Here is a 25,455-nt window from a genome sequence, read left to right on the forward strand (position 1 = left end):
GAACGCGGCCCGCCTCGCCGCGGGCCGGGAGGTCGAGGCCATGGCGGCCAAGACGGTGGGAGCCCTCGTCGGTGCGCTGCTCCTCTTCTGTGGAGCCGGTGCCGCTCCGGGGCGCGCCGCGGCGCAGGCCGGAGGGGCCGCGGTCTCCTTCGAGGTGTTCGAGAGCGGGCTGGCGCCGTACGGCGAGTGGGTGGTCGCGGGGAGCTACGGCCGCGTCTTCCGTCCGTCCGGCGTCGCCCCGGGCTGGCGTCCGTACACGCAGGGTGAATGGGTCTGGACGGTCGAGGGCTGGTTCTGGGCGAGCGACGAGCCCTGGGCGTGGGCGGCCTACCATTACGGCCGCTGGATCTTCGATCCGTGGCTCGGGTGGATCTGGGTCCCTGGGTACGACTGGGCGCCGGCCTGGGTCGCCTGGCGCGTGGGGGGCGGGTACATCGGGTGGGCGCCGCTCCCGCCCGGCGTGGTGACGTGGTGGGTCGAGCCGGTGCCGATCGTGGTGACGAGCTGGGTGTTCGTGCCGGTGCGCCGCTTCGTGGGTCACCCCGTTCACCGCGCGCTCGTGCCGCCCGCGCGCGTCCCCGAGCTCGTCCCCAGGACGCGGCCGGCGCCACCGCGCAGCGCGGGCGTGGCGCCGGCGCCGCCGCGCGGGGGGCCCCCGAGGCCACTCGTGGAGGCGGAGATCGGCCGACCGGTGCGGCCAGCGCCCATCGTGGCGGTCCCGTCTCCCGACGCGGCCCGCCGGCGGAGCGGCGACGCGGTGCCTGCCTTCCGGCCCGCCGCGAAGCCGGCGCCGGCGCCTGCGAAGGCGCCCGCGCCCTCCACGGCTCGCGAGCGCCGGCCCGAGCCGGCTCCGGCGCCTGCGACGGGGGCAAGAGCCCCCGCGTCTCCACCCTCCGGCAAGGCCGAGACTGCGCCGCGCGCCGCGCCGGGGTCCGCGCCGGCCGCGCCCGCACCCGCACCCGCGCCGAAGGGAGGGGAGGCGAGACCGGCTCGTCCGCCGGAGGCGAACAGCGGGGCGACGGCTCCGTCGCCCGCACCCGCTCCCGCACCCGCGAGGCGCCCCTGAGCGCGAGGTCGGAGCCGGACGCGCGCGCCGTCAGGCGCCGAGGGCGGCCTGGACGATGGGCTCGTAGCGCGGGCCCTTCGGCGAGAGGTGAGACTCGACCAGCACCAGCTCGCCGGCGCGCCACGGGATGCCGTCCTCCTGCGCGCGCGCGACGAGCGCCCCGCCGAGCCCCGGCGCGCCACGGGGATCGCGCGCGCGACCCAGGGTGAGGTGGGCGGCCCAGGGGCGCGCCTCGGGCGCGAAGCCCAGCGGCGCGAGCCGGCGGCCCACGTCCGCGACGAGCGCCCGCGCCGCCTCCACGTCGCCCTCCAGCCCGAGCCAGATGACGCGCGGCCGGCGCGCGTTCGGGAAGCCGCCCGCGCCCTTCACCTCGAGCGCGAGGGGCCGCGACGCCGCCGCCGCGGCGCGCACCCCGTCGGCGACCGACTCCACGCGCTGCTCGGGGACGGCGCCGAGGAACTGGACCGTGAGGTGGAGGTTCTCGACGGGGACCCAGCGCACGTCCTCCGCGTGTCGGCCGGCGGCCTGGCGGAGCGCGGCCGCGCGCGCGCCGATCCGCCGGCGAACCGCGTCGGGCGGCTCGAGCGCGACGAACAGGCGGTGGGTCTTGCCCTCCACGGGGGGAGGTGTACCGGACCGGAACGCGGATGGCGAGCGGGGAGAGGGGGGCCGAGGGCGGCGCCGCGGACACGACGGGAGCGGTCGAGGTCGGGGTCGGGGTCGGGGTTCGCGGTCGCGGTCGCTGGTCGCGGTCGCGGTCGCGGGTCGCGGGTCGCGGTCGCTGGTCGCGGTCGCGGGTCGCGGGTCGCGGTCGCGGGTCGCGGGTCGCGGTCGCGGTCGCGGTCGCGGTCGCGGGTCGCGGTCGCGGTCGCGGGTCACGGTCGCGGTCGCGGGTCGCGGGTCACGGTCGCGGTCGCGGGTCGCGGGTCGCGGGTCGCGGTCGCGGGTCGCGGTCGCGGGTCGCGGTCGCGGTCGCGGTCGCGGGTCGCGGATCGAGCCGCCTACTCCACCGTCACGCTCTTCGCCAGGTTGCGCGGCTGATCCACGTCGGTCCCCTTCAGATCCGCCACGTGGTAGGCGAGGAACTGGAGCGGGATGATCGAGACGAGCGGCGCGAGGAGCGGCGGCGCAGGGGGGACCGGGAGGGCCACCTCGGCGAGGCTCGCGGCGTGGGTGTCTCCCTCCGAGACGACCGCGAACACGTGGCCGCCGCGGGCGCGGACCTCCTCGATGTTGCCGAGCGTCTTCTCGTACGCGGGCTCTCGCGTGGCGAGCACCACCACCGGGAGGTCCTCGTCGATGAGCGCGATGGGGCCGTGCTTCATCTCCCCGGCCGCGTAGCCCTCGGCGTGGATGTACGAGATCTCCTTCAGCTTCAGCGCGCCCTCCAGCGCCACCGGGAACTGGGCGCCGCGGCCGAGGAAGAGGACGTCCCGCGCGGCGGCGCAGCGCTTCGCGATCGGCATGAGCGCGGCCTCCTGGCGGATCATCTGCTCCATCCAGGAGGGCACGTGCCGGAGCGCCTCGAGGTGCTCGCGCGCCTTGTCGGCGGAGAGCGCGCCGCGCAGCCGCCCGAGCTTCACGGCCAGCAGGTAGAGGCCGGCGAGCTGCGTGGTGAACGCCTTCGTGGAGGCGACCCCGATCTCCGGCCCGGCGCGCGTGAACAGCGTCCCGCCGTCGCACTCGCGGGGGATCGCGGAGCCGACCACGTTGCAGATGGCGTAGGCCTTCGCGCCGCGCGCCCGCGCGATCTTGACGGCCGCGAGCGTGTCGGCGGTCTCGCCGGACTGCGAGATGGCGAGGCAGAGGACGCGCTCGTTCACCAGGGGATCGCGGTTCCGGAACTCGCTCGCGAGCTCCACCTCGACCGGGACGCGCGCGAGCGCCTCGATCATCTGGCGGCCGGAGAGGCCGGCGTGCCAGGAGGTGCCGCAGGCGACGATGACGATCCGCTCCAGGGAGCGGGCGTAGTCCTCGGGCAGCTCCACGCCGTCGAGCGTGACGTCTCCCTGCTCGAGCGAGGCGCGGCCGCGGATGGTGTCCGCGACCGCCCGGGGCTGCTCGAAGATCTCCTTGTGCATGAAGTGCTTGTGGCCGTCCTTCTCGGCGGCCACCGCGCTCCACTCGATGCGGCGGGGCGGGCGGGTGATCGGCTCGTCGTTCCGGCCGAAGACGGTGATGCCCTCGGCGGTCAGGACCGCCAGCTCGCCCTCCTCGAGGTAGCTCACCTGGCGCGTGTGCTCGAGGATCGCGGGCACGTCGGAGGCGAGGAAGCTCTCCCCCTCGCCGTAGCCGACGACGAGCGGCGAGGCGTTCTTCGCGGCGACGATCTCGCCCGGCCGCTTCTCCGACACGACCGCGATCGCGTAGGTGCCCTGCACCTGCTGCAGCGCCGCGCGCACCGCCGCGTGCAGGTCCTTCGCGCCGTCGCCGAGCGCGTCGGCGATGAGGTGCGCGAAGATCTCCGTGTCCGTCTCGGAGGTGAACCGGTGGCCGCGCCCGGTGAGGGCCGCCTTCAGATCGAGGTGGTTCTCGATGATGCCGTTGTGCACCACCGCCACCCCGCCGTAGGAGTGCGGGTGCGCGTTCTCGTCGGACGGGCGGCCGTGGGTGGCCCAGCGGGTGTGCCCGATGCCGGTGCACCCCGGGAGCGGCCCGTCGCGCAGGATGGTGACGAGGTTCTGCAGCTTGCCCTTGGCCCGCTTCACGGCGAGGCCGGAGGGTCCCACCACCGCGACGCCGGCCGAGTCGTAGCCGCGGTACTCCAGCTTCCTCAGGCCGCCGACGATCAGGTCAACGCACTGCCGGGGACCGACGTAACCAACGATTCCGCACATGGGGATTCGCCTTCTACCACGGGGGAGAGCCCCTTCCGCTAGCTCGCTCGCCCGCCGCGCGGGCTGTCGGCCGGGGACGGCGCCGGCGCGGCCTCGGCCGCCCCTTTGTTCTGCGCCTCCGCCTTCCTCCTGGCCACCCACCCCTCCTTCGTCACTTGCTTCGCGCGCCCGAGGGCCAGGGCGCCCGGGGGCACGCTCTCCGTGAGGGTGGAGCCCGCGGCCACGTAGGCGCCGGCCCCGATCTCGATGGGGGCGACCAGGATCGAGTCGGACCCGATGAAGGCGCCTTCGCCGATGGTCGTCGGGTGCTTCTTCTCCCCGTCGTAGTTGCAGGTGATCGTGCCGGCGCCGACGTTCGCGCCCGCGCCGATGGTGGCGTCGCCGAGGTAGGTGAGGTGGTTCGCCTTCGCGCCCTTGCCGAGGCGCGCCTTCTTGGTCTCGACGAAGTTCCCGACGTGCGCCTCCTCGCCGATGTCGCTCCCCGGCCGCAGGCGGGAGAACGGGCCGAGGATCGCGCGGGCGGCGACGGTCGCCTCCTCGATCACCGTGTACGGCTTCACCGTCACGCCGTCGGCGAGGACGGCGTCGGTGAGGATCGCGCCCGCCCCGAGCCGGCAGCCGGCGCCGATGCGCGTGCGCCCCTTCAGGCGGACGTTCGGCTCGATCACCGCGTCCGCTCCGATCTCGACGCCCTCGTCGCAGTCGAAGCGCTCGGGATCCTCGATCGTCACGCCCGAGCGCATGAGCTCCGAGGCCCGGCGGCGCAGGAGCACGCGGCCGGCGCGGGCGAGCTCCTCGCGGTCGTTCACGCCCGACGCCTCCTCGGGCGGCACCGGCACCGCGACCACGCCGCCCGCGCGCGCCGCCATGGCGACGAGATCGGTGAGGTAGAACTCGCGCTGCGCGTTGGCGCTCCCCACCTTCGAGAGCGCCTCCCACAGGAACGCGGCGTCGGCGCAGTACAGCCCGGCGTTCACCTCGTCGAGGGCGCGCTCCGCGTCCGTCGCGTCCTTCTCCTCGACGACGCGGGCCGGGGTCCCCGCGGGATCCCGGACGATGCGGCCGTAGCCGTGCGGGTCGGCGAGCCGCATCGTCGCGAGCGAGAGCGTGGCGCCTGCCCGGGCGGCGACCACGCGCGAGAGGGTCTCTGCCCGGAGGAGCGGCGTGTCGCCGGACAGGATCAGGACCGCGCCCTGGTAGCGCCCGAGCGCCTCGCGCGCGGAGAGGACGGCGTGGGCGGTCCCGAGCTGCTCGCGCTGCACCGCGAAGCGCAGCGGCGCGCCGGGCAGCGTCGCCGCGAGCGCGGCCTCCACCGCCTCCGCCTGGTGGCCCACGACCGCCACCACGGGGTTCGCGCCGATCTCCAGCGCGCGCCGGGTCGGGAACCATGCCAGCGGGCGGCCGCCGACCTCGTGGAGCACCTTCGCCTTCTGAGACTTCATCCGGGTGCCCTTGCCGGCGGCGAGCACGATCGCGGCGAGGGGTGTGGGGGAATGGCTCATGTCGCGGCACCCTAGGCCCCCCCTGCCGCGGTGATCAAGCCCGAGGGACGGGGTGACGGCCCGAAAAAGGCGACGCCGGTGGTACACGACGTGGATGCCGGTCCTGCTCGCGCTCGTCCTCTCCGCGACCGCCGTCTCCAGCCGGGGGGCGGTGGCGACCGCTCACCCGCTCGCGAGCGAGATCGCCGCGGACGTGCTGCGCGGCGGCGGCAACGCCGCCGACGCGGCGGTCGCGGCGGCGCTCGCGCTCGCGGTGGTCGAGCCGCAGTCGTCGGGCATCGGCGGGGGAGGGTTCGCGCTCGTCTACGACGCGCGCGCGCGGAGGGTGCACGCCCTCGACTTCCGCGAGGTCGCGCCCGCCGCGGCGACCCCGGACATGTTCGCGCCGTCGCCCGGCGCGCCCGGGGCGCCGCCCCGCTCGCTCGACGGAGGCCTCGCGGTGGCGGTGCCCGGCGCCGTGAAGGGGTACGCGGAGCTCGCGCGCCGCTTCGGCTCGCGGCGGTTCGCGGCGCTCGCCGCACCCGCGGCGCGCCTCGCCGAGCGCGGGTTCCCCGCCTCGCCCTCCTACTCCGACGCGGCGCGAGCTCGCCTCGCGTGCCTCGCCGCCCGGCCCGCGGCGGCGAGGGAGTTCCTCGCGAAGGGATCCGACGGCCGGCCTGCCGCCCCCGGTCCGGGCGATCGCGTCGTGCGCCGCGAGCTCGCCCGCACCCTCCGGCTCCTGGGCCGGGATCCGGACGCCTTCTACCGCGGGCCGCTGGCGGAGCGGATCGCCCGGGCCGCCCGGGACGACGGAGGCGTCCTCGCGGCGAGCGACCTCGGGCGCTACCGCGTTCGTGAGCGCCCGCCGGTCGAGGGTCGCTACCGCGGACACCGCGTCGTGTCGATGGGCCTGCCCTCCGCGGGCGGCGCGATCGTGGTCGGCGTCCTGCAGGCGCTCGAGCGCGAGACCCCGCGCGCCGGCGGGTACCGGCCCGTGCGCTTCCTGCACGCGATGGCGGAGGCGGAGAAGCGGCTCTTCGCGCGCCGCGCCGCCCTCGGGGATCCGGCCTTCGCACCGGGCGCCGCGGCGGTGGTCGACGAGATGGTCTCTCCCCGGTACGCCGCCCGGCTCTCCGCGGAGGTCGGCGAGCGCGCGCTGCCGGTCGCCGCCGAGGCGCCGCCGCAGGGCGAGGACAAGCACACGACGCACGTCTCGGTGGTGGACGGGGAGGGGAACGCCGTCGCGATCACGACGACCGTGAACTACCTGTTCGGCGCCTGCGTGGTGGTGCCGGGGACGGGGATCCTCCTGAACGACCAGATGGACGACTTCGACGCCGCCGCGGGCGTGCCCAACGCGTACGGGCTGGTGGGCACCGGCGCGAACGCCCCGGCGCCGGGGAAGACGCCGCTCTCCTCGATGGCGCCGACGCTGGTGTTCGAGCCGGGTGGGGCGCTCTGGCTCGTCCTCGGAGCACCGGGCGGCTCGACCATCCCGACCACCATCGCGCAGGCGATCTCCCACCTCGTGGACGACGGTATGACCCTGGAGCAGGCGCTCGCCGCCCCGCGCCTGCACCATCAGTGGCAACCGGACGCGCTGCGGGTGGAGCCGAACGGCCTCGAGGCGGAGACCGCCCGCGCCCTCCAGGCCCGGGGGCACCGGCTCCAGGTGTCGGAGCGGCCCTGGGGCAACGCCCAGGCGGTCCGCCGCAGGCCCGACGGGCGGTGGGAGGCCGCGAGCGACCCCAGGTACGACGGGGTCCCCTCCGCCCCCTGATCGCGGCCGGCGTGGGTTCGACGGGCGAGCGAGCGTCCGCTATCCTGCTCGCGCACCGTGACGACGAGGCCCGAATCCAGCGCCGCCACGGGCGGCCTCCGTCCGCCGCGCGCCGCCCTGACCGCGGAGGTGCGCCGGCTCGAGGAGGAGCTCGGTCGCGCCCAGCGCGAGCTGCTCGCGCAGGGCGGCGACGTCCTCCCCGGCCTGCACCTCCTCGTCGAGACGGTGGGCCTGCGCGCGCTGCTCGGCGCGGGGCGGGTATCCGAGGTGGTGCGGCTCGTCTCCACCGTCCCGCTCGCCGGCGCCGGGCCCCACGTGCTCGGCACGTTCGTCTGCCGCGGCACCCCGGTCGTGGCCGTGGACCTGGCCGCGCTGCTCGGGATCGCGCGGGAGCCTTCCCTGGACGCGCAGATCGCGGTCGTCCCCGGCGCTCCGACGATCGGGCTCGTGGTGGACCGGGTGGACCGGCTCGTCGACGGGCCGCGGCTCTTCCATGGGGACGCGCAGGCGGGCACGCCCGACGCCTGGAGAGGGTCGCCGCTCGTCGCGGGGCTCTGCCTCCACGGAGGCGAGGTCGTGCCGCTGATCGATCCGGGGCCGCTCGCCGCTGGGCTCGCGGAGCCGCGGTCGTGACCGCGACCGGCGCTCCCTCCGCCGCCGGCGTCGAGGACGTCGAGCGGGCGCTGCGGGACGCCTGCGGCATCACGCTGACCGAGGGGCTCCGCACGACCCTCGCCGAGGCGCTCCGGCGCGCCGCGCGGGCGACCGGGCTCGACCCCGACACGTTCAGGGCGCGGCTGCGCGCTCGGGATGCGCGCTGCGTCGCCGAGCTCGTCGAGGCGGCGGTGGTGGGGGAGACCTACTTCTTCCGCCACCCGGAGCAGCTCGAGGTGGTGCGCCAGCTCGTGCTGGAGCGGGCTCCCCGCGAACGCCCCCTGCGCATCTGGTCGGCGGGGTGCGCCACCGGAGAGGAGCCGTACACCCTCGCCATGCTGCTCCGCGACGCCGGGCGCGCCGGCTGCCGCGACCGGATCCTCGCGACCGACGTGTCGGTGCGCGCGCTGGCAGTGGCCGCGGAGGCGACGTACGGCCCGTGGTCGCTCCGGCGGCTCGACCCCGTCGCCCGCGCCCGCCACCTCGCGGGAGAGATGCCGGTCGTGCGGGTGCGCGAGGAGGTGCGCGCCGCGGTCGAGCTGCGGCGGCACAACCTGTTCTCCGAGCCCGCCCCGCCCGGCCCGTTCGATCTCGTCGTGTGCCGGAACGTGCTCATCTACTTCGACCCCGAGACGGCGCGAGCGATCGCCGCGCGGCTGCTGGAGGCGGTCGCGCCGGGAGGGTTCCTGCTGCTCGGTCCCGTGGAGGTGCCGCTCGCCGAGCGGCTCGAGGCGGAGCGGATCGAGGTGGGCGGCACGACGCTGCTCCGGCGCATGGCGGAGGGGGAGCGGGCCGGAGAGCGCGTCGCGCCGAAGCCGGCGCGGGGCAGGGCGAGGAGCGGGAGCGGCGCGAGCCCGACCGCGAGCCGAACCCCGATCCGGACCCGGACGCCGGTCCCGGGACCACCTGAGGCCGGTCATCCCGAGCCCTTCGACTCCGCGGCCTGCGGCCGCTACGCTCAGGACAGGCTGCGCTCCGCCGCACCGGCGGCGGAGCGGAGTCGAGGGACCCCGACCCCGACCGCGTCGGCAACCCCCACCCCCGCCCCCGGCTTCGAGCAGGCGCGCGACGCCGCGCGGCGCGGGGACGTCGAGTTCGCGGAGCAGCTCGCGCGCGAGGTGGCGGAGCGTCACCTGTGCCCGGAGTCATTCCTGCTCCTCGCCATGGCCGCGGACGCGCGGGGTGATCTCGCCGGGGCCATCGACGCGCTCCGGCGCGCGCTCTACCTCGAGCCGGGGCTGGCGATGGCCCACGCCGCGCTCGTGCCGCTCTACGCGCGGGTGGGGCGACACGACGAGGCCGCGCGCGCGCGCCGGAACGCGCTCGAGGCCGTCGAGGGGCTCGACGACACGGCGCCGCTGCGCGGCGTCGAGCCCATCACCGTGGGCGCGCTGCGCAGCGCGCTCGGGGCCGTGCACCGACCGCAGGCTGGGGCCGGAAGGAGCGAGGCATGAAGGTGCTGCTCGTGGACGATACCCGGACGCTGCTGTCGCTCATCCAGGTCTACCTGATGGGCTGGCAGATCGAGTTCGTGGAGGCGAAGGACGGCACGGAGGGGCTCGCGCGGGCGCGCGAGCACCGTCCGGACCTCGTCATCACGGACGTGCGGATGCCCGGCATGGACGGCTTCGAGCTGTGCGCGGCCATCCGCGCGGACACCGTCCTGCACAAGACCCCCATCGTCCTCCTCACCTCGCTCGCGGACGACGCGAGCCGCAAGAAGGGCAAGCTCGTCGGCGCGACCGCGTTCCTCACCAAGCCCGTGTCGGTCGAGGAGCTCCGGAACACCGTGGGCGGCATCTTGCGGCTCCCGGCGAGGAGGTAGCGTGGCGCTCGGGTCGCGAGACACGCGGGAGCCCGCGCCGCGCGCGCCGGCCGACCCCCGGGCCGGGCTCGACGTGGCGCCGTCGCCCGAGGAGCGCCGGCGCGTGCTCGACGAGCGGGCGCGCGCCATCGCGCCAGCGCGCGAGACGGCCGCCGTCGCCACGCTGCCGGTGGTCGCCTTCGCGCTCGGAGGCGAGCGCTACGGGATCCCGGTGGAGGACGTCTTCCAGATCCTCGACGCGGGGACGCTCTCCCCGCTCCCGGCCGTGCCGGCCTGGCTGGTCGGCGCCGCGGTCTCCCGCGGCCGCATCGTGCCGGTCGTCGATCTGCGGCAGCTCCTGGGGCTCGACGGCGGCGGCATGAGCGACCTCGCGAAGATCGTGGTGGTCGAGCATGGCGCGGACGCCTTCGGGCTCGCGGCGGAGGTCGTCGAGGGGCAGCTGGAGCTCCCGCGCGCCGGGCTCTCCCCGGTGACCGCCGGGCCGTTCGCCTGGATCGCGCCCGACCGGCTCGCGGTCCTCGACCTCGGCAAGCTGGCCGCCCCGGCGGCGCTGGGCGGATAGCGCATGGATCGCGAGCTCTTCCGGCAGATCTGGCCCGTCTTCTCCGCCGAGGCGCGCGAGCACCTCGAGGGGATAAGCGCGGGCATCCTCGAGCTCGAGCGCGATCCGGGCCGCCCCGTGATCGACGGCGTGCGCCGCATCGCGCACAGCCTCAAGGGCTCGGCGGGCAGCCTCGGCCTCGCCGACCTCGAGCGGCTCGCGCACGCGCTGGAGGGATCGCTCGCGGGCTACGACCCCGCCGCCGGGCTCTCGCGCGCGGCCGTGCAGGCCGCGCTCGAGGCCGTCGAGGCGATGGAGGCGGCTCTCGCCTCGGGCGATGCGGGAGGCGTCGTCGAGGTGCCGGCGGTGGACGCGCTCCTCGTCGGGCTCGGCGCGGCCGCTCGGATCGGCCAGGGCCCCGGCACCGCCGCGCGCGACGAGGCGACCCTTGGGCCGACGGGCGCGGCCGCCGCCTCCGCCGACGTGCTCGCCGGCATGGACGCGCTCGAGGCGGCGCTCGAGCAGCTCTGCGCGCCCCTCGAGCCCGACGCTCGCCGGGCGGTCGCCGGCGGCGCCGCGCGTGGCGCGCTCCACCTCGCCGCCCTCGCCGCGCCCGGGGTGGCGGCGCTCGCGCGCCGCGCGGCCGACGCGTTCACGCTCCTGGCGGAGGGAGGGCCCGACGCGCCGCGCGCCACCGCCGCCCTCGCGGGGGACCTCATCGACCTCCGCGAGGCGCTCGCGCGCGCGCCGGTGGCCCCGGCGCCCGCGGAGGCCGGACCGACCGGCGCGGCGGCGGCCGCGAAGGCGCGCGGCGAGCGCTCGATCCGCGTGCTCGCCTCGACCCTCGACTCCATCGGCCGCCAGTTCGAGCTCCTCGCGCTCGCCGAGGCCCGCCGGGCCCGGCGCGCGCGCGACGTGCTCGGCCACGCGGAGGCCGTCCGCGGCGCGCTGCAGTCGCTCGACCACGCGACCAGGAGGCTGCGCGGCGCCGGGATCGAGACCGGCCGGGCCGAGCTCGACTCCGCCTCGACCCGGCTGCGGGAGGTCGCCGCCGCCCTCGGCAGGGTGGCGCTGGAGGCCCAGCGCGAGGCGGAGGCGCAGCGGCTCGCGGGCACGGTCCTCCGCGAGGATCTGCGCGGCCTGCGGATGGTTCCGGCCGCGCTCGTGCTCGAGCCGCTGCGGCGCGCGGTGCGCGACGTCGCGGGGCGGCTCGGCAAGGAGGTGGAGCTCACCGTGGAGGGCGGGGAGGTGCGGCTCGATCGCCAGATCGTGGACGCGCTGCGGGATCCGCTCCTGCACCTCGTGCGCAACGCCGTGGACCACGGCATCGAGGCGCCCGCGGCGCGGCGCGACGCGGGCAAGCCGACCGGTGGCCGGATCGCCGTCCGCGTCGAGCCGCGCGGCGCACGCGTGGCCATCGTCGTCGAGGACGACGGGCCGGGGCTCGACGTCGGGGCCATCCGCGCCGCCGCGGTGCGCAAGGGGCTCCTCACGACCGAGGAGGTCGATCGCCTCACCGACGCCGAGGCGGCCCGGCTCGTCTTCCACGCCGGCGTCTCCACCGCGCGCGCCGTCACCGAGATCTCCGGCCGCGGCGTCGGCATGGACGTGGTCCTGGAGACGCTGGCGCGGCTCCAGGGCACGATCGACGTGCGGTGGGAGGCGGGGCGCGGCACCCGCTTCGATCTGGACGTGCCGCTCGCGCTCTCGGCGTCCGCGGCGCTCGTGGTCCGCGTCGGGCGCGACGTCGTCGCCGTGTCGGCGGACCCGATCGAGCACGTGGTGCTGCTCCGCGACCAGGACCTCGGCACCGTGGCCGGCCGCACCACCGTCCTCGTCGCCGGCGAGCACGTGCCGTACGCGCCGCTCGCCCGGCTGCTGCGCTCGGAGGAGGGAGGCGGACCGGCGCGCCAGGCCGTGGCGCTGGTGCTCGCGCACGGCGGCGCGCGCGTGGCGGTCGGGGTGGACGAGCTCGTGGGCCAGCAGGAGCTCGTGATCTCCTCTCTCGGCGGGCTCGTGGCCCAGATCGCGCACCTCGCCGGGGCGGCGGTGCTCGACGACGGCCGCGTGGTGGGCGTCCTCTCCGCGCCGGAGCTCCTCCGGCGCGCGCAGCCCGGCGCCGCGGCGGCGCGCGCCCGCGAGGGCGGGCGGCGCGTGCTGGTCGCCGACGACTCGCTCACCACCCGCTCCGCCATGAAGGCGCTCCTCGAGCTGGCCGGGTACGCGGTGCTGCCGGCCGCCGACGGCGAGGAGGCGCTCCAGCTGCTGCGGGAGGCGGGCGCGGACCTCGTGGTGTCCGACGTCCAGATGCCCCGCCTGGACGGCTTCGGCCTCGCGCGCAAGGTGAAGGCGGATCCGCGCCTGCGCCGCACGCCGGTGATCCTCGTCACCTCCCTCGACGCCCCGGAGGACCGGGCCACCGGCCTCGCGGCCGGCGCCGACGGCTACCTCGTGAAGCGCGAGGTCGAGCGCGGCAAGCTCCTCGACCTCGTCCGCCAGCTCCTGCCCCGCGCATGATCCGCTGCCTGCTGGTGGACGACTCGCGGTCGTTCCGCGCCCTGCTGCGCGCGCTCCTCGAGCGCGCCGGCATCGACGTGGTCGGGGAGGCGGCGGACGGCGACGCCGCCGTCGCGAAGGCGGTCGCCCTCCGCCCCGACGTCGTGACGATGGACGTGCGCATGCCCGGAAAGGACGGGCTCGCAGCCATCGAGGAGATCATGCGCGTCGCGCCGACGCCGGTGGTGGTGGTCTCCGCGGAGGCGGGCCCGGAGCGGCAGGAGCTCGCGTTCTGGGCGCTCGAGCTCGGCGCGGTGGAGGTGCTCGCGAAGCCGCGCGCGGTGGACGCCGCGCGCTTCGACCGTGAGGTCCAGGCCATCCGCGACGCGGTCCGCTCGGTGGCGGGGCTCAAGGTCGTGACTCGCCACCGTCGGCGCGCGCTGCCGGCGGCCGCCCCGCGAGCGGCGCCGGCGCCGCCGCCGCGCGGCGCGTCCCCCGCCCACGCGCCCCGGGTCCTCGGGATCGCCGCCTCGACCGGCGGCCCTGCGGCGATCGCGCGGATCCTCCGGGCCTTGCCGCGCGAGTTCCCCGCGCCCATCCTGGTGGTGCAGCACATCGCCCCGGGGTTCGAGGCGGGGCTCGCCCACTGGCTCGGGAGCGAGACGCGCCTCTCGGTGAAGCTCGCGCAGGACGGCGAGCTGCTGCGCGCGGGCACGGTCTACGTGGGCGCCGATGGACGGCACCTCACCGCGCGCGCGGATCGCGTGAGGCTCGTGGACGCCCCTCCGGTGCGCGGCTTCCGGCCGTCCGGCACGACGCTGCTCGAGTCGCTGGCGCGCGAGTACGGCGGCGCGGCGGCCGGGCTGGTCCTGTCGGGCATGGGGGACGACGGCGCCGACGGCCTCAGGTCGGTGCGCGAGCGCGGCGGCTGGACGGCGGCGCAGGGGCCTGCCTCCGCGGTGGTGTTCGGCATGCCCGGCGCCGCGATCGAGCGGGGCGCCGCCCTCCACACCCTCGAGCTCGACGACATCGCCCCCGCGCTCCTCAGGCTCGCTCGCGCCCCCGCCCTCGCCCCCCGCGCGTGATGGCGGCGCCGCGTCGCGCGCGGTGTAGGTTCGGGGCGAGATGTGGTTCGACGCGCTCCTGCACGCGCGCGCGCTCCGGACGCGCGACCTCGACGACCTCGCCTTCTTCGGCGTCTCGGGGGCCCTCGTCCCGTCGGACGACACCGTCGTGCCGGCCACCGCGTCGGCCATCCGCGCCGGCTGGGACGAGACCGCGGCCGCGGCGCGCCGGCTGCGCCGCGCCGGCCTCGACGGGCACGCGGCCGTCGGCATCCACCCGCGGTGCATTCCGCTGCGCGGCCTCGAGGCGCTGCTGGCGGAGCTGCCCGTCGCGCTCGATCGGCCGGAGGTGACGGCCATCGGCGCCGTCGGCCTCGCCGGCGGGGGCGAGCTCGAGGAGCGCGTCTTCGCCCGGCAGCTCGCGCTCGCGCGCGAGCTGCGCCGCCCCGTGCTCGTCGCCACGCCGTGGCGCGCCAAGGAGCGGATCACCCGGCGGGTGCTCGCCCTGCTGCGCGAGGCGGAGCTGGATCCCCGCCGCGTGCTCGTCACGGGCGCCGATGCGCGAACCGTCCGCGCGGTGCGGGCGTGCGGCTACCTCGCCGGCCTCTCGCTCTCCGCCACCGGCGCGCCACGCGGGCCGATCGCGGAGGCGGTGCGGCTCGTGCGCGCGCTCGGGCCGGAGGGGCTCGTGCTGGGCTCGGACGCCGGCGTGGCGGGCGCCGATCTGCTCGCCCTCCCGCTCGCGGCGGACCGGCTCGCGAAGGCGGGGCTCTCCGAGGCGGTGGTGCGGCGGGTGTGCGGCGGCAACGCGCGCGCGTTCCTGGGCCTCGGGGCGGAGCCGCGGGGTCGGCGCGCCCCGGCCCGGCGGGAGGGCGGTGCGCGCTAGCGGCTGCGGCGACGGCGGGGACGCGCCTCGGCGTCCTCGCGCTTCCAGTGGCCGCTCCGGCCGCCCTTCTTCTCCACGAGCTCCAGCCCCTCGATGCGCATGCCCTTCTCGTACCGCTTCAGCATGTCGTAGATCGTGAGGCAGGCGGCGGCCACCGCCGCGAGCGCCTCCATCTCGACGCCGGTCCGGTCGACGGTGCGCACCGTCGCGGTCACCGCGACGCCGCGCGGTCCCGGCTCCACCTCCGTCTCCACGCCGGAGAGCGCGATGGGGTGGCAGAGCGGGACGAGGTCGGGCGTCTTCTTCGCGGCCATGACCCCGGCGAGCCGGGCGGCGGCGAGGACGTCGCCCTTCTCCACGTCCCCCCGCTCGACCCGCGCGACGGTCTCCCGCGACATGGCCACGAAGCCGCGCGCGATCGCCACCCGCTCCGTCCTCGGCTTCGCGCCGACGTCGATCATCTTCATCGGGCTAGTCCCAGGTCTCCGTCGTGTGCTCGCCGAGGAAGCGCTCGGCGTCGATGGCGGCCATGCAGCCGGACCCGGCGGCGCTGATCGCCTGGCGGTAGCTCGGGTCGGCGACGTCGCCCGCGGCGAAGACGCCCGGGACGCTCGTGGCCGTCGAGGGCGACCTCACCTCGAGGTAGCCCACGTCGTTCATGGCGAGCTGGCCCTTGAAGATGCCGGTGTTCGGCTCGTGGCCGATGCCCATGAAGACGCCCTTGAGCGGCACCTCGCGCAGCGATCCGTCCTTCGTGGAGCGGAGCCGCACGCCCGTGACCGCCTTGCCGTCGCCGAGGATCTCGTCCACCACCGACTCGAGCACGAGCTCGACCTTCGGGTTCTTCTGCGCGCGCTCCTGCATGATCTTCGACGCGCGCAGCTCGGAGCGGCGGTGGATCACGTAGACCTTCGTCGCGTACTTGGTGAGGAAGATCGCCTCCTCCATCGCGGTGTCGCCGCCGCCCACCACCGCCACGTCCACGCCGCGGAAGAAGAACCCGTCGCAGGTCGCGCAGGCGGACACGCCGCGCCCCTGGTACTGCTTCTCCGAGGCGATGGCGAGCCACTTCGCGGACGCGCCGGTCGCGACGACGACCGCGTCGGCGGTGAAGAGCCGGTCCTCCTGCCAGAGCTGGAAGGGGCGTCGCGTGAAGTCCACCCGCGTCACCTCACCCAGCTCGAAGCGCGTGCCGAACCGCTCCGCCTGCTTCTTCATGAGCTCCATGAGCTCGGGCCCGAGGATGCCCTCCGGGAAGCCGGGGAAGTTCTCGACCTCGCTCGTGATGGTGAGCTGCCCGCCCGGCTGCATCCCCTCGAACATGAGCGGGTTCAGGTTCGCGCGCGCGGCGTACAGGGCGGCGGTGTAGCCGGCGGGGCCGCTACCGATGATGACGAGCCTCTCGTGCTGGGCCATTGGGTTCCCTCGATTGAGCGGACGGTTGTCTATCCTCTCGGAGCCCGGGTGTCATGGGGAAGGTTCGATCCCGGGGGCGCCGCCGGCACGGCCGCTCGGGCCCGGCGGCCGCCGCGCCCAGAGGAAGACGCGGCGGTAGGTGTAGAGGAAGGGGCGCTCGTCCGGCAGCTCCGCGAGCAGCCGCTCGCGGTACCTCGCCAGGAAGCGCGCGTACGCCTCGGGCGAGAGGCGCCGCTCGTAGTCGGTGAGGAGCGTCCCGCGCACCCACTCGATCACCGCGGCCGGCTCGGGCAGGGGGTGCGCGTAGATCTCCACCCGCACCCGCTGGCGGGAGACGCCGAGGCTCCACAGGACCCGCGCGTACGCCTCGGGCGCGAGCACCGGGCTCTGGCGCACGAAGCCGGCCAGGGCGGCGGCGAGGTCCGGCTCGCGGGCCACCTCGCGGGCGACCGCGTGCGACGGGTGCTCCTCGTTGGCCGGGATCTGCAGCGCGAGCTGCCCGCCCGGCGCGAGGAGCGCCGCGAGCCGCGGCAGGAGGGCCGCGTGGTCGGGCACCCAGTGCAGGGCGGCGTTGGAGAGGACGAGGTCGTACGGCCCGTCGTCCACCGCCGCGAGATCGCCCTGGCGGAAGGCGAGCCCGCCGCCCGCGTGCGCCGCGGCGCGCGCCAGCATCGCCGCGGAGGCGTCCACGCCGACGGTCTCGCGCGCGCCGAGCCGCTCGTGCGCGAGGCGCGTGAGCTCGCCCGAGCCACAGCCGAGATCGACGATCCGCATGCCCGGCCGCGGCTCGATGGTGGCGAGGAGATCGAGGAACGGCGCCCGCCGCTCGCCGGCGAAGCGGGCGTAGCGATCGGGGTTCCAGACGTCGCGCTCGGCGGTGGGCAAAGGCGTTGACCTCCCCGGCGATTTGGCGGAATCTCGCCCGCGTTCAGATTATCCCCCCGAGCCTTTCCTCGTCCGGAGCCTCCGCCCCATGAAGAGCCGTCACCTCGTCGTCGCCGCGCTCGCCCTCGCGCTCGCGGCGTGCCAGTCCCCTCGCCCGGCGCAGCAGGCCTCGAACGGCCAGGCGCAGAAGCAGGATCCCAAGGCGCCCGTGGCCAAGATCGGGGCCCAGACGATCACCGCCGGTGAGCTCGACGAGCTCGTGAAGAAGGACCTCGACCAGCTCGAGCAGCAGTACCAGGAGCAGCGCTACCAGCTCCGGCGCCAGGCGCTCGAGGCGATGATCCGCAAGCGCATCGTCGAGGAGAAGGCGAAGGCCCAGAACCTCTCGCCGGAGGAGATGGTCCAGCGGGACATCGGCGCCAAGGTCGCGGAGCCGTCCGAGGAGGAGCTGAAGGCGCTCTACGATCGCGCCAAGGCCGGCGGCCAGCAGCTCCCGCCGTACGAGCAGGTGAAGCCGGACATCGCGCGCTTCGTGAAGAACCAGAAGGCGCAGGGGCTCCTCGCCGAGTACTACGAGGAGCTCAAGAAGGACGCGAAGGTCGAGGTGCTCCTCCCCGCGTACGAGCCGCCCAAGGTGGAGGTCGCGGCGACCGGCCCGTCGAAGGGCCCGCAGGGCGCGCCGGTGACGATCGTCGAGTTCTCCGACTTCGAGTGCCCGTACTGCGTGCGCGCCGAGGACACGGTGAAGCAGGTGCTCGCCGCCTACCCGGACAAGATCCGGCTCGTGTACCGCGACTTCCCGCTGCCCATGCACGCCCGCGCGCCGAAGGCCGCCGAGGCGGCCCACTGCGCCGGCGATCAGGGGAAGTACTGGGAGATGCACCAGCGGCTGTTCGCCTCGAGCAACGCGATCGACGTCCCCGATCTCAAGAAGTACGCGGGCGAGCTGAAGCTCGATCAGGCCAAGTTCGACAAGTGCCTCGACTCCGGCGAGAAGACCCAGGTGGTCGAGGAGCACAGGAAGGCAGGCGAGGAGGCGGGCGTGAGCGGCACGCCGGCGTTCTTCATCAACGGCCGGATGCTCAGCGGCGCCCAGCCCCTCGACGCGTTCAAGAAGGTGATCGACCAGGAGCTGGCGAGCGCGGGCAAGTAGCGAGTCGACGTCGCACCGCCCCCGGACGGCAGCACGGACGTCCGGTTTGCATCGCCGGCGGTCCCTCGAGCTCGCGCGGCCTCGCCACTCGCGGGGCCGCGCTGCGCTCGGGATCACGCGCCCTGCCGCGGGGGCAGCGACGGGGCGCGTGGCGGGTTACATATGCGGCCGGCCGCCTCGCCTCCTTCGGGGCGCCGGGAGGACCTCGACGCATGGGCGGCTACGGGCAGGGCGCGGCGGCGACGCTGGGTGAGCGGCGGAAGACGCGGGGCATCCGCCTCGGCAACGTCCCCATCGGCGGCGGCGCCCCCATCGCCGTGCAGTCGATGACCACCACGCAGACGTCCGACGCGCCCGCGACGCTCGCGCAGATCCGCGCGCTCGCGGAGGCGGGCGCGGACGTGGTGCGGGTCGCGGTGCCCGACCGAGACGCGGCGGCGGCGCTGCCGGCCATCGTGCGCGCCTCGCCGGTGCCGCTCGTCGCCGACATCCACTTCGACTACCGGCTGGCCCTCGCCGCGCTCGAGGCGGGCATCCACGGCATCCGCCTGAACCCGGGCAACATCGGCGCGCGGGAGCGGGTGCGGGAGGTGGTCCACGCGGCGCGCGAGCGGCTCGTGCCGATCCGCATCGGCGTGAACGCGGGCTCGCTCGAGAAGGACATCGTGGAGAAGCACGGCTGGCCCACCGCGGAGGGCATGGTCGAGAGCGCCGAGCGCCACATCCGCTTCCTCGAGGACGAGGGCTACCGCGAGATCAAGGTGTCGCTGAAGGCGCACGACGTCGCCATGACGGTGCAGGCGAACCGGCTCTTCTCGCAGCGGTTCGAGTACCCGCTGCACCTCGGCGTCACGGAGGCGGGCACGCTCCTCGCCGGCACCGTGAAGAGCGCCGCCGGCCTCGGCATCCTGCTGGGGGACGGGATCGGCGACACGATCCGCGTCTCCCTCACCGCCGACCCGGTCGAGGAGGTCCGCGTCGCGCGCCTGCTGCTCAAGTCGCTCGGCCTCAAGTTCGGCGGCGCCACGATGACCTCCTGCCCGACCTGCGGCCGCTGCTCGGTGGACATGATCCCCATCGCCGAGCGCGTGGAGAAGCGGCTCGCGACGCTGAAGGGCGAGGTGGCGGTGGCGGTGATGGGCTGCGAGGTGAACGGCCCCGGCGAGGCCGCGGCCGCCGACGTGGGCGTGGCCTACGGCCACAACGGCGTGGGCCTCCTCTTCCGCGGCGGCAAGATCGTGAAGCGGATGAAGGCCGAGGAGCTGGAGGACGCCGTGGTCGCCGAGGCGATCAGCATCGCCTCGAGCCGCACGCCGGGCGAGCGCGACTAGTCGCTGCCCTCGCCCATCGCCGAGAGGTACACGGCGAGCGCGCGCCGGTCCTCGTCGCTGCCGTGGAACTCCGGCATGACCGGGTAGAGCTGGGGCAGCCGGCCGATGGCGTCGTAGGCCCGCTCCGCGGTCCACCCCGCCACGCGCCGCGCGAGCGGTACGTCGCCGTGGCAGTGCAGGCACTTCGCGCGGAACACCCGCTCACCCCGCGCGAGGGCCTCGGGAGTCCCCACCAGCGAGGGCCGGCCGCGCGGCGCCGCCGCGAGCGCGATCGCCAGCGCGACCGCGACGGCGGCCACGGCGAGGGCGGCGAGGCGGGCGCGGCGGGTCACTGCGCCTCTCTATCCGGAACGTCCCGGGGCCGCCAGCGCGGCGCCGCGTCCCGCGTCCACGGCGCGCGGCGGGCGCTGCGAGCGCCGCGGCGGGCGGTGTATAACCGCCGGACCATGCCCGTCGTCAGACTCAGCCAGGCGTTCGTCCCCACCCTGAAGGAAGCCCCCGCCGACGCCCAGGTCGCGAGCCACAAGCTGCTCGTCCGCGCCGGCTTCATCCGCCAGCTCGGGGCCGGGATCTACGACTACCTGCCGCTCGCGAAGCGCACGCTCGCCAAGATCGAGGCCATCGTCCGCGAGGAGATGGACGCCATCGGCGGCCAGGAGTTCTACCTGCCCGCCCTCCACCCCGCGGAGATCTGGAAGGAGTCCGGCCGCTGGGAGGTGATGGGCGACAACATGTTCCGGCTGAAGGACCGCAAGAACGGCGACTACTGCCTCGGCATGACGCACGAGGAGATCTTCACCGCCATCGCCCGCGACGAGCTCCGCTCGTACCGGCAGCTCCCGCAGGTCTGGTACCAGATCCAGACCAAGTTCCGCGACGAGCCGCGCCCCAAGTCCGGCCTCCTGCGCGTGCGCCAGTTCACCATGAAGGACGCCTACTCCTTCGACGTGGACCGCGCCGGGCTCGACAAGAGCTACGAGGACCAGCGCCGCGCCTACGAGCGCATCTTCACCCGGTGCGGCCTCGACTTCGTGGCGGTGCAGGCGCACTCCGGGGCGATGGGTGGCAGCGAGTCGTCCGAGTTCATGGTGCGCACCGACGCGGGCGAGGACCTCGTGGCGGCGTGCCCCAGGTGCCGCTACGCCGCGAACACCGAGACCGCCACCTCCCGGCTCGCGTCCGAGCAGGACGGCGCGGGGCTCCCGAAGCCCGAGAAGTTCGCCACCCCGGGCGTCGTGACCATCGAGGCGCTCGAGCAGCCGCCCTACGGCGTCGCCGCGAGGCGGCAGCTCAAGACGCTCGTCTACGTCGCCGACGAGAAGCTGGTCGTCGCGGTGGTGCGCGGCGACCAGGAGCTGAACGAGGCGAAGCTCCAGACGGCGACCGGCGCGCAGGTGATCCGCCCGGCGCACCCCGAGGAGATCCCGTCGCTCATGGGCGCGCGCGCGGGATCGCTCGGCGCGGTGGGCTTCTCCAGGGCGAAGGTGTTCGTCGATCCCTCCCTCGCCGACCGCAAGGACATGGTCACCGGCGCGAACGAGGACGGCTTCCACCTGCGCGGCGTGGAGGTGCGTCGCGACGTGCTCACCGGCCCGCACGCGACCGTCGCCGAGCTGCGCACGGTCCGCGCCGGCGAAGGCTGCCCGCGCTGCGACGGCACGCTCGACGTCTTCAAGGCGCTCGAGGTCGGCCACATCTTCAAGCTCGGCACCAAGTACTCGGAGTCGATGAAGGCGACCGTGCTCGACGCGGACGGCAAGGCCGTCCCCATCGTGATGGGCAGCTACGGCATCGGCGTCGAGCGCATCATGGCCGCGGCGATCGAGCTGCACCACGACGAGCTCGGCATCCGCTGGCCGCCCGCCATCGCGCCGTTCCAGGCGACCGTGCTCACCCTCGGGCCCGAGCCGGAGCTGAAGAAGGCCGCCGACGAGCTCGTGAAGGCGCTCTCGGACGCCGGGCTCGAGGTGCTCCACGACGATCGCGAGGAGCGCGCGGGCGTGAAGTTCAAGGACGCCGACCTGGTGGGCATCCCCCTGCGCATCTCGGTCGGGAAGAAGGGGCTCGCGGAGGGCAAGGTGGAGTGGAAGCTCCGCGGGGACAAGGCGGTCGAGCTCGTGCCGCTGGCCGAGGTGGCGCGCCGCGCCGCCGAGCACGTGCGGGCGGGGAGGTAGCCGGGCGTGCGCGCGCGGCTCTCGGTCGGGCGCGACGGCGAGGTCCTCGTGCCGCCGCGCGAGGCGGAGGCGCTCGGGCTCGGCGGCGGCGGGGAGGTCGACCTCGTCTCCGCCCGCGGCGCGTTCGCGCTGCTCGTGCCCGCCCGCGGGGACGAGGCGCCGCGGGCCTGGTTCGCGGGGTCGCTCGCGGCCCTCACCGTGCCGGAGGTGATCCAGTTCGTCTTCACCTCCCTGAAGACCGGCGTGCTCCTCCTCGCCTTCGGCGAGGACGCGGCCCGCGCCGCGCCCGACACGCCCGACCGGCTGCGCCGCAAGAGCATCTACTTCCGCGACGGGCAGGTGGTGTTCGCCTCGTCGAGCGACCCCTCCGATCGGCTCGGGCCGGTCCTCCTGCGCGAGGGGCTCGTCGGGGAGGAGGAGCTCGCGCGCTGCGCCCGCCTCGCCCGCGCCGGGCGCCCGCTCGGGCAGGTCCTCGTGGACGAGGGCGTCCTCGGGCCCGGCCAGCTCTACGAGGGCGTCACGCGGCAGGTCCGCGAGATCGTCCTCGGCGCGTTCGCGGAGCTGACCGGCGAGTTCGCGTTCCTCGAGGGCCCGGTGGACGACGCCACCGCGGTGAAGCTGCCGGAGCGGACCCGGGAGCTCCTCCTCGCGGGGATGAAGCGCCTCGAGGAGGCGGAGGCGGCGCGCGCCGCCGCCACCACCCCCGGGCCGGGCGAGCCCGAGGTCACCATCGAGATCGCGCCGCCCGAGCCCGCCGCGCCCGCGCGCGCGAGCGGGCCCTTCGAGACCTACCGGCGCATCTTCCGGCGCGTGCACGCGGCGCTCGCCGCGGTCACCCCCGACGCCGCGGATCGCCTGAACGGCTACCTGGCCCAGCTCCCGGACAAGCGCCGCGCCCCGTTCGCGGGGGTGCACGTCCAGCACGACGGCGACCTCGACGTCGCGCAGGTGCTCGGGAACGTGAGCGCGGCCGGTGCCCACCGCGGGGCGGCGGCGCGGGCGCGGGCGCTCGAGGCGCTCGACGAGCTGCTCGCGTTCGCGCTGTTCGAGGCCAAGAACCGGCTGCCGCGCGAGGAGGCCGAGCGGCTCCTGCGCGAGGTGGGCCGGATGCAGGTGGGGAAGGGGTAGGTCGGGGTCCCTCGACTCCGCTCCACCGCGGGGCGGCGGGGCTACGCTCGGGATGACCGGCCTCAGGAGATCCAGGTCGGGGTCGGGGTCGGGGTCGGGGTCGAGATCGACGTCCGGAAGTGGTTCGCTCGCCCTGAGCTTGTCGAAGGGCGAGCGGCCGAGCTCGGCGGCCGAGGGCCGCGGGCGCCATGGGTCGTTCACACGGAGGAGCCAACCGCATGCAGCCCAAGGACCGCATCTGCGCCGCCATCGACTTTCCGTCCTGGTCCGCCGCCGAGCCGTTCGCGCGCGCGGTGGCGCCCGAGGTCGGCATGCTCAAGGTCGGCCTGGAGCTGTTCGTCGCCGAGGGTCCGCCCGTGGTGCGCGCCGCCGCGGCGCTCGGGAGGCCCGTGTTCCTCGACCTGAAGCTCCACGACATCCCCAACACCGTGGAGGGCGCGGCCCGCTCGGCGGCGGCGAGCGGCGCGTCGCTCCTCACGGTGCACGCCTCCGGGGGCGCGGAGATGGTCCGCGCCGCCGTGCGCGGCGCGGGCCCGGGCGTGCGGGTGCTCGCGGTGACGGTGCTCACGAGCCTCGACGCGGCCGCGCTCGACGCGATCGGCCTCGCCGGTCCGCCCGAGGACGCGGTGGTGCGGCTCGCGAGGCTCGCGGTCGGGGCCGGTGCCGGCGGCATCGTCTGCTCCCCGCACGAGGTCGCCGCCGTCCGCGCGGCGGTCGGCGCCGGCCCGCTCCTCGTCATCCCCGGCGTGCGCCCCGCGGGCGCCGCGAAGGGCGATCAGGCCCGCGTCGCGACGCCCGCCGAGGCGGTGCGCTCCGGCGCGGACGTGCTCGTCATCGGCCGCCCCCTGCGCGAGGGTGGCGATCCCGGCGCCGCGGCGCGGGCGATCGCGGGGACGCTGTAGCGGGCGCTCGAATCGCGTCGGGCGGGGACGCCACGGTGCGCGCTCGCGCCGCCGATTATCCTCGGCGCATGCCCGAGCTCTTCCCCGGCTTCACGGTCCACGATCTCGAGACCCGCGGCGCGCGGATCCACGCGCGGGCCGGCGGGAGCGGGCCGCCGGTGCTCCTGCTCCACGGCTACCCGCAGACCCACGCCATCTGGCACCGGGTGGCGGGGCCGCTCGCCGCGCGGTTCAGCGTGGTCGCCGCCGATCTGCGGGGCTACGGCGACAGCGGGAAGCCCCCGAGCGCGCCGGACCACGCTCCGTACTCGAAGCGCGCGATGGCGCAGGACCTCGTGGAGGCGATGGGCCTGCTCGGCTTCGAGTCGTTCCACGTCGTCGGCCACGACCGCGGGGCGCGCGTCGGGCACCGGCTCTCGGTCGATCACGCCGCGCGCGCACGCTCCCTGACCGTCCTCGACATCGCGCCGACCCTCGCCATGTACGAGCAGACCGACATGGACTTCGCGAGGGCGTACTACCACTGGTTCTTCCTCATCCAGCCCGAGCCCTTGCCGGAGCGGCTCATCGGCGCGGACCCCGGGTTCTTCCTGCGCGAGAAGCTGCGCGGCTGGAGCCAGGGCCGCTGGCCGTTCGAGGCCGCCGCCTTCGCCGAGTACCTGCGGTGCTTCGAGGACCCCGCCACGATCCACGCGTCGTGCGAGGACTACCGCGCCGCGGCGACGATCGACCTGGAGCACGATCGCGCGGACCGGGACGCCGGACGCCGGGTGCGCTGCCCGGTGCTCGCGTCGTGGGGCGAGCGCGGAACCGTCCATCGATGCTTCCGGCCGCTGGAGGAGTGGCGGCGCGTGGCCGACGGGGACGTCGGCGGCGGCCCGCTGCCCTCCGGCCACTACCTGCCGGAGGAGGTGCCGGAGCTGCTGCTGCGGGAGCTGCTGCCGTTCCTCGAGCGCGCGGAGACGGCTCCGCGCGCTTGACGCGCTCGGACGTCGCCCGGCGCGGCGCGGGCGTCGAATCGCTCTCACACTCGGCTGACCTGCACCCCCTGGGACGATCCGCCGGCGCGCTCCAGCGTCGAGGCGGCCCACCTTCGCGCGGCGCGCGCGGGCGCCGCGATTACCACCCGCCTGCGATCGAAAGGAGCCTGACGATGCCCCTCCGAATCAACGACGAGGCGCCGAACTTCACGGCGCAGACCACCCAGGGCCCGATCGACTTCCACCAGTGGATCGGGAACCAGTGGGTGATCCTCTTCTCTCACCCCAAGGACTTCACGCCGGTGTGCACCACGGAGCTCGGCTACATGGCGCGCATCAAGCCCGAGTTCGACAGGCGCAACACGAAGGTCATCGGCCTGAGCGTGGACTCCGTCGCGGACCACGCGAGGTGGGCGCACGACATCCAGGAGACCCAGGGCGCGGCGCCCAACTACCCCATCATCGGCGACGCCGACTTCGAGGTCTCGAAGCTCTACGACATGCTGCCGGCGACGGTCAGCGGCGACGCCAAGGCGCGCACGCCGGCCGACAACCAGACGGTGCGCACCGTCTTCCTCATCGGGCCGGACAAGAGGATCAAGCTCATCCTGATGTACCCGATGACCACCGGTCGCAACTTCGACGAGGTGCTCCGGGTCCTGGACTCCATCCAGCTCACGGCCAAGTACCGGGTGGCGACTCCCGCGAACTGGCATCAGGGCGACGACGTCATCATCGCCGGCTCCGTGAGCGACGAAGAGGCGAGGAGGCAGTACCCGGAGGGCTGGCGCGCCCCCCGGCCTTACCTCCGCTTCGTTCACCAGCCGACCCGGTAGTCCTCCAGGCGCGTCCGCGA

Annotated in this window: 23 protein-coding genes; 16 read left to right on the top strand and 7 right to left on the bottom strand. The window is 75.6% G+C overall.

The genetic code is table 11. The annotated features are described in order from the left end of the window. Positions 1-40: 40 nt before the first annotated feature. A complete protein-coding gene (locus ANAE109_RS23185) occupies positions 41-1,066 on the top strand; it encodes a DUF6600 domain-containing protein (protein ID WP_011984781.1) in 1,026 nt (341 codons plus the stop codon). Between the two features lie 30 nt (positions 1,067-1,096). Here the strand turns inward: ANAE109_RS23185 and thpR are convergent, their stop codons facing one another. The 3 genes from thpR to glmU all read right to left on the bottom strand — a co-directional run bounded on the left by thpR (position 1,097) and on the right by glmU (position 5,405). Continuing rightward, positions 1,097-1,684, bottom strand: a complete 588-nt coding sequence (thpR, locus tag ANAE109_RS02355) for an RNA 2',3'-cyclic phosphodiesterase (RefSeq protein WP_011984782.1) — start codon at positions 1,682-1,684, stop codon at positions 1,097-1,099. 383 nt (positions 1,685-2,067) lie between these two features. Then, a complete protein-coding gene (gene glmS / locus ANAE109_RS02360) occupies positions 2,068-3,903 on the bottom strand; it encodes a glutamine--fructose-6-phosphate transaminase (isomerizing) (protein WP_011984783.1) in 1,836 nt (611 codons plus the stop codon). A 38-nt stretch (positions 3,904-3,941) separates the two neighbouring features. Then, positions 3,942-5,405, bottom strand: a complete 1,464-nt coding sequence (gene glmU / locus ANAE109_RS02365) for a bifunctional UDP-N-acetylglucosamine diphosphorylase/glucosamine-1-phosphate N-acetyltransferase GlmU (RefSeq protein ID WP_011984784.1) — start codon at positions 5,403-5,405, stop codon at positions 3,942-3,944. 94 nt (positions 5,406-5,499) lie between these two features. On the opposite strand from glmU, the gene ggt reads away from it, so the two are divergent. Genes ggt through ANAE109_RS02405 form a run of 8 tightly spaced genes read left to right on the top strand, consistent with a single transcriptional unit; the run spans position 5,500 to position 14,630 of the window. Continuing rightward, complete coding sequence (ggt, locus tag ANAE109_RS02370) at positions 5,500-7,164, top strand: gamma-glutamyltransferase (protein WP_041448067.1); 1,665 nt, start codon at positions 5,500-5,502, stop codon at positions 7,162-7,164. A 57-nt stretch (positions 7,165-7,221) separates the two neighbouring features. Continuing rightward, complete coding sequence (locus ANAE109_RS02375) at positions 7,222-7,797, top strand: chemotaxis protein CheW (RefSeq protein ID WP_011984786.1); 576 nt, start codon at positions 7,222-7,224, stop codon at positions 7,795-7,797. Next, on the top strand, positions 7,794-9,272 hold the full coding sequence (locus tag ANAE109_RS24525) for a protein-glutamate O-methyltransferase CheR (RefSeq protein ID WP_011984787.1): 1,479 nt from the start codon (positions 7,794-7,796) through the stop codon (positions 9,270-9,272). The genes ANAE109_RS02375 and ANAE109_RS24525 overlap by 4 nt, the downstream gene beginning before the upstream one ends. Continuing rightward, complete coding sequence (locus tag ANAE109_RS02385) at positions 9,269-9,643, top strand: PleD family two-component system response regulator (protein WP_011984788.1); 375 nt, start codon at positions 9,269-9,271, stop codon at positions 9,641-9,643. The genes ANAE109_RS24525 and ANAE109_RS02385 overlap by 4 nt, the downstream gene beginning before the upstream one ends. A 1-nt stretch (position 9,644) precedes the next feature. Beyond that, the gene (locus ANAE109_RS02390; RefSeq protein WP_011984789.1) at positions 9,645-10,205 is read left to right on the top strand and encodes a chemotaxis protein CheW; all 561 of its coding nucleotides are present in this window, start codon (positions 9,645-9,647) and stop codon (positions 10,203-10,205) included. Between the two features lie 3 nt (positions 10,206-10,208). Next, on the top strand, positions 10,209-12,701 hold the full coding sequence (locus tag ANAE109_RS02395; RefSeq protein WP_011984790.1) for a response regulator: 2,493 nt from the start codon (positions 10,209-10,211) through the stop codon (positions 12,699-12,701). Beyond that, the gene (gene cheB, locus ANAE109_RS02400) at positions 12,698-13,765 is read left to right on the top strand and encodes a chemotaxis protein CheB (protein ID WP_011984791.1); all 1,068 of its coding nucleotides are present in this window, start codon (positions 12,698-12,700) and stop codon (positions 13,763-13,765) included. The genes ANAE109_RS02395 and cheB overlap by 4 nt, the downstream gene beginning before the upstream one ends. Before the next feature lie 40 nt (positions 13,766-13,805). Further along, positions 13,806-14,630 (top strand): TatD family hydrolase, encoded by an 825-nt coding sequence (locus tag ANAE109_RS02405; protein WP_011984792.1) that lies wholly within the window; start codon positions 13,806-13,808, stop codon positions 14,628-14,630. Here the strand turns inward: ANAE109_RS02405 and moaC are convergent. The 3 genes from moaC to ANAE109_RS02420 are packed head-to-tail and all read right to left on the bottom strand — an operon-like array spanning position 14,627 to position 16,931. Next, on the bottom strand, positions 14,627-15,097 hold the full coding sequence (moaC, locus tag ANAE109_RS02410; RefSeq protein ID WP_011984793.1) for a cyclic pyranopterin monophosphate synthase MoaC: 471 nt from the start codon (positions 15,095-15,097) through the stop codon (positions 14,627-14,629). The genes ANAE109_RS02405 and moaC overlap by 4 nt on opposite strands. A gap of 4 nt (positions 15,098-15,101) precedes the next feature. Then, positions 15,102-16,046, bottom strand: coding sequence for a thioredoxin-disulfide reductase (gene trxB, locus ANAE109_RS02415; RefSeq protein ID WP_011984794.1), 945 nt, complete (start codon positions 16,044-16,046; stop codon positions 15,102-15,104). A gap of 51 nt (positions 16,047-16,097) precedes the next feature. Further along, entirely contained in the window at positions 16,098-16,931 is an 834-nt protein-coding gene (locus tag ANAE109_RS02420; protein WP_011984795.1) for a methyltransferase domain-containing protein, read from the bottom strand. 88 nt (positions 16,932-17,019) lie between these two features. Between ANAE109_RS02420 and ANAE109_RS02425 the strand changes: the two genes are divergently transcribed. Then, complete coding sequence (locus ANAE109_RS02425) at positions 17,020-18,084, top strand: thioredoxin (protein WP_011984796.1); 1,065 nt, start codon at positions 17,020-17,022, stop codon at positions 18,082-18,084. A 212-nt stretch (positions 18,085-18,296) separates the two neighbouring features. After that, the gene (ispG, locus tag ANAE109_RS02430) at positions 18,297-19,415 is read left to right on the top strand and encodes a flavodoxin-dependent (E)-4-hydroxy-3-methylbut-2-enyl-diphosphate synthase (RefSeq protein ID WP_011984797.1); all 1,119 of its coding nucleotides are present in this window, start codon (positions 18,297-18,299) and stop codon (positions 19,413-19,415) included. On the opposite strand, the gene ANAE109_RS02435 is transcribed toward ispG, so the two are convergent. Then, positions 19,412-19,747, bottom strand: coding sequence for a cytochrome c (locus tag ANAE109_RS02435; protein WP_011984798.1), 336 nt, complete (start codon positions 19,745-19,747; stop codon positions 19,412-19,414). The genes ispG and ANAE109_RS02435 overlap by 4 nt on opposite strands. A 114-nt stretch (positions 19,748-19,861) precedes the next feature. Here ANAE109_RS02435 and ANAE109_RS02440 point away from each other — a divergent pair, with 114 nt between their 5' ends. The 5 genes from ANAE109_RS02440 (at position 19,862) to ANAE109_RS02460 (ending at position 25,435) form a co-directional block, all read left to right on the top strand. Further along, complete coding sequence (locus ANAE109_RS02440) at positions 19,862-21,589, top strand: proline--tRNA ligase (RefSeq protein ID WP_011984799.1); 1,728 nt, start codon at positions 19,862-19,864, stop codon at positions 21,587-21,589. A gap of 6 nt (positions 21,590-21,595) precedes the next feature. Continuing rightward, entirely contained in the window at positions 21,596-22,717 is a 1,122-nt protein-coding gene (locus tag ANAE109_RS02445; protein ID WP_011984800.1) for a DUF4388 domain-containing protein, read from the top strand. Between the two features lie 218 nt (positions 22,718-22,935). Next, positions 22,936-23,619 carry an orotidine-5'-phosphate decarboxylase gene (pyrF, locus tag ANAE109_RS02450; protein ID WP_041448068.1) on the top strand — a complete coding sequence of 228 codons (684 nt, stop codon included), beginning with the start codon at positions 22,936-22,938 and terminating at the stop codon, positions 23,617-23,619. Between the two features lie 68 nt (positions 23,620-23,687). Continuing rightward, positions 23,688-24,599, top strand: a complete 912-nt coding sequence (locus ANAE109_RS02455; protein ID WP_011984802.1) for an alpha/beta fold hydrolase — start codon at positions 23,688-23,690, stop codon at positions 24,597-24,599. 173 nt (positions 24,600-24,772) lie between these two features. Continuing rightward, positions 24,773-25,435: a peroxiredoxin gene (locus ANAE109_RS02460; RefSeq protein ID WP_011984803.1), complete on the top strand. Its 663-nt coding sequence runs from the start codon at positions 24,773-24,775 to the stop codon at positions 25,433-25,435. Positions 25,436-25,455: the final 20 nt, after the last annotated feature.

It is taken from the genome of Anaeromyxobacter sp. Fw109-5 (genome assembly GCF_000017505.1).
Classification (GTDB): domain Bacteria; phylum Myxococcota; class Myxococcia; order Myxococcales; family Anaeromyxobacteraceae; genus Anaeromyxobacter.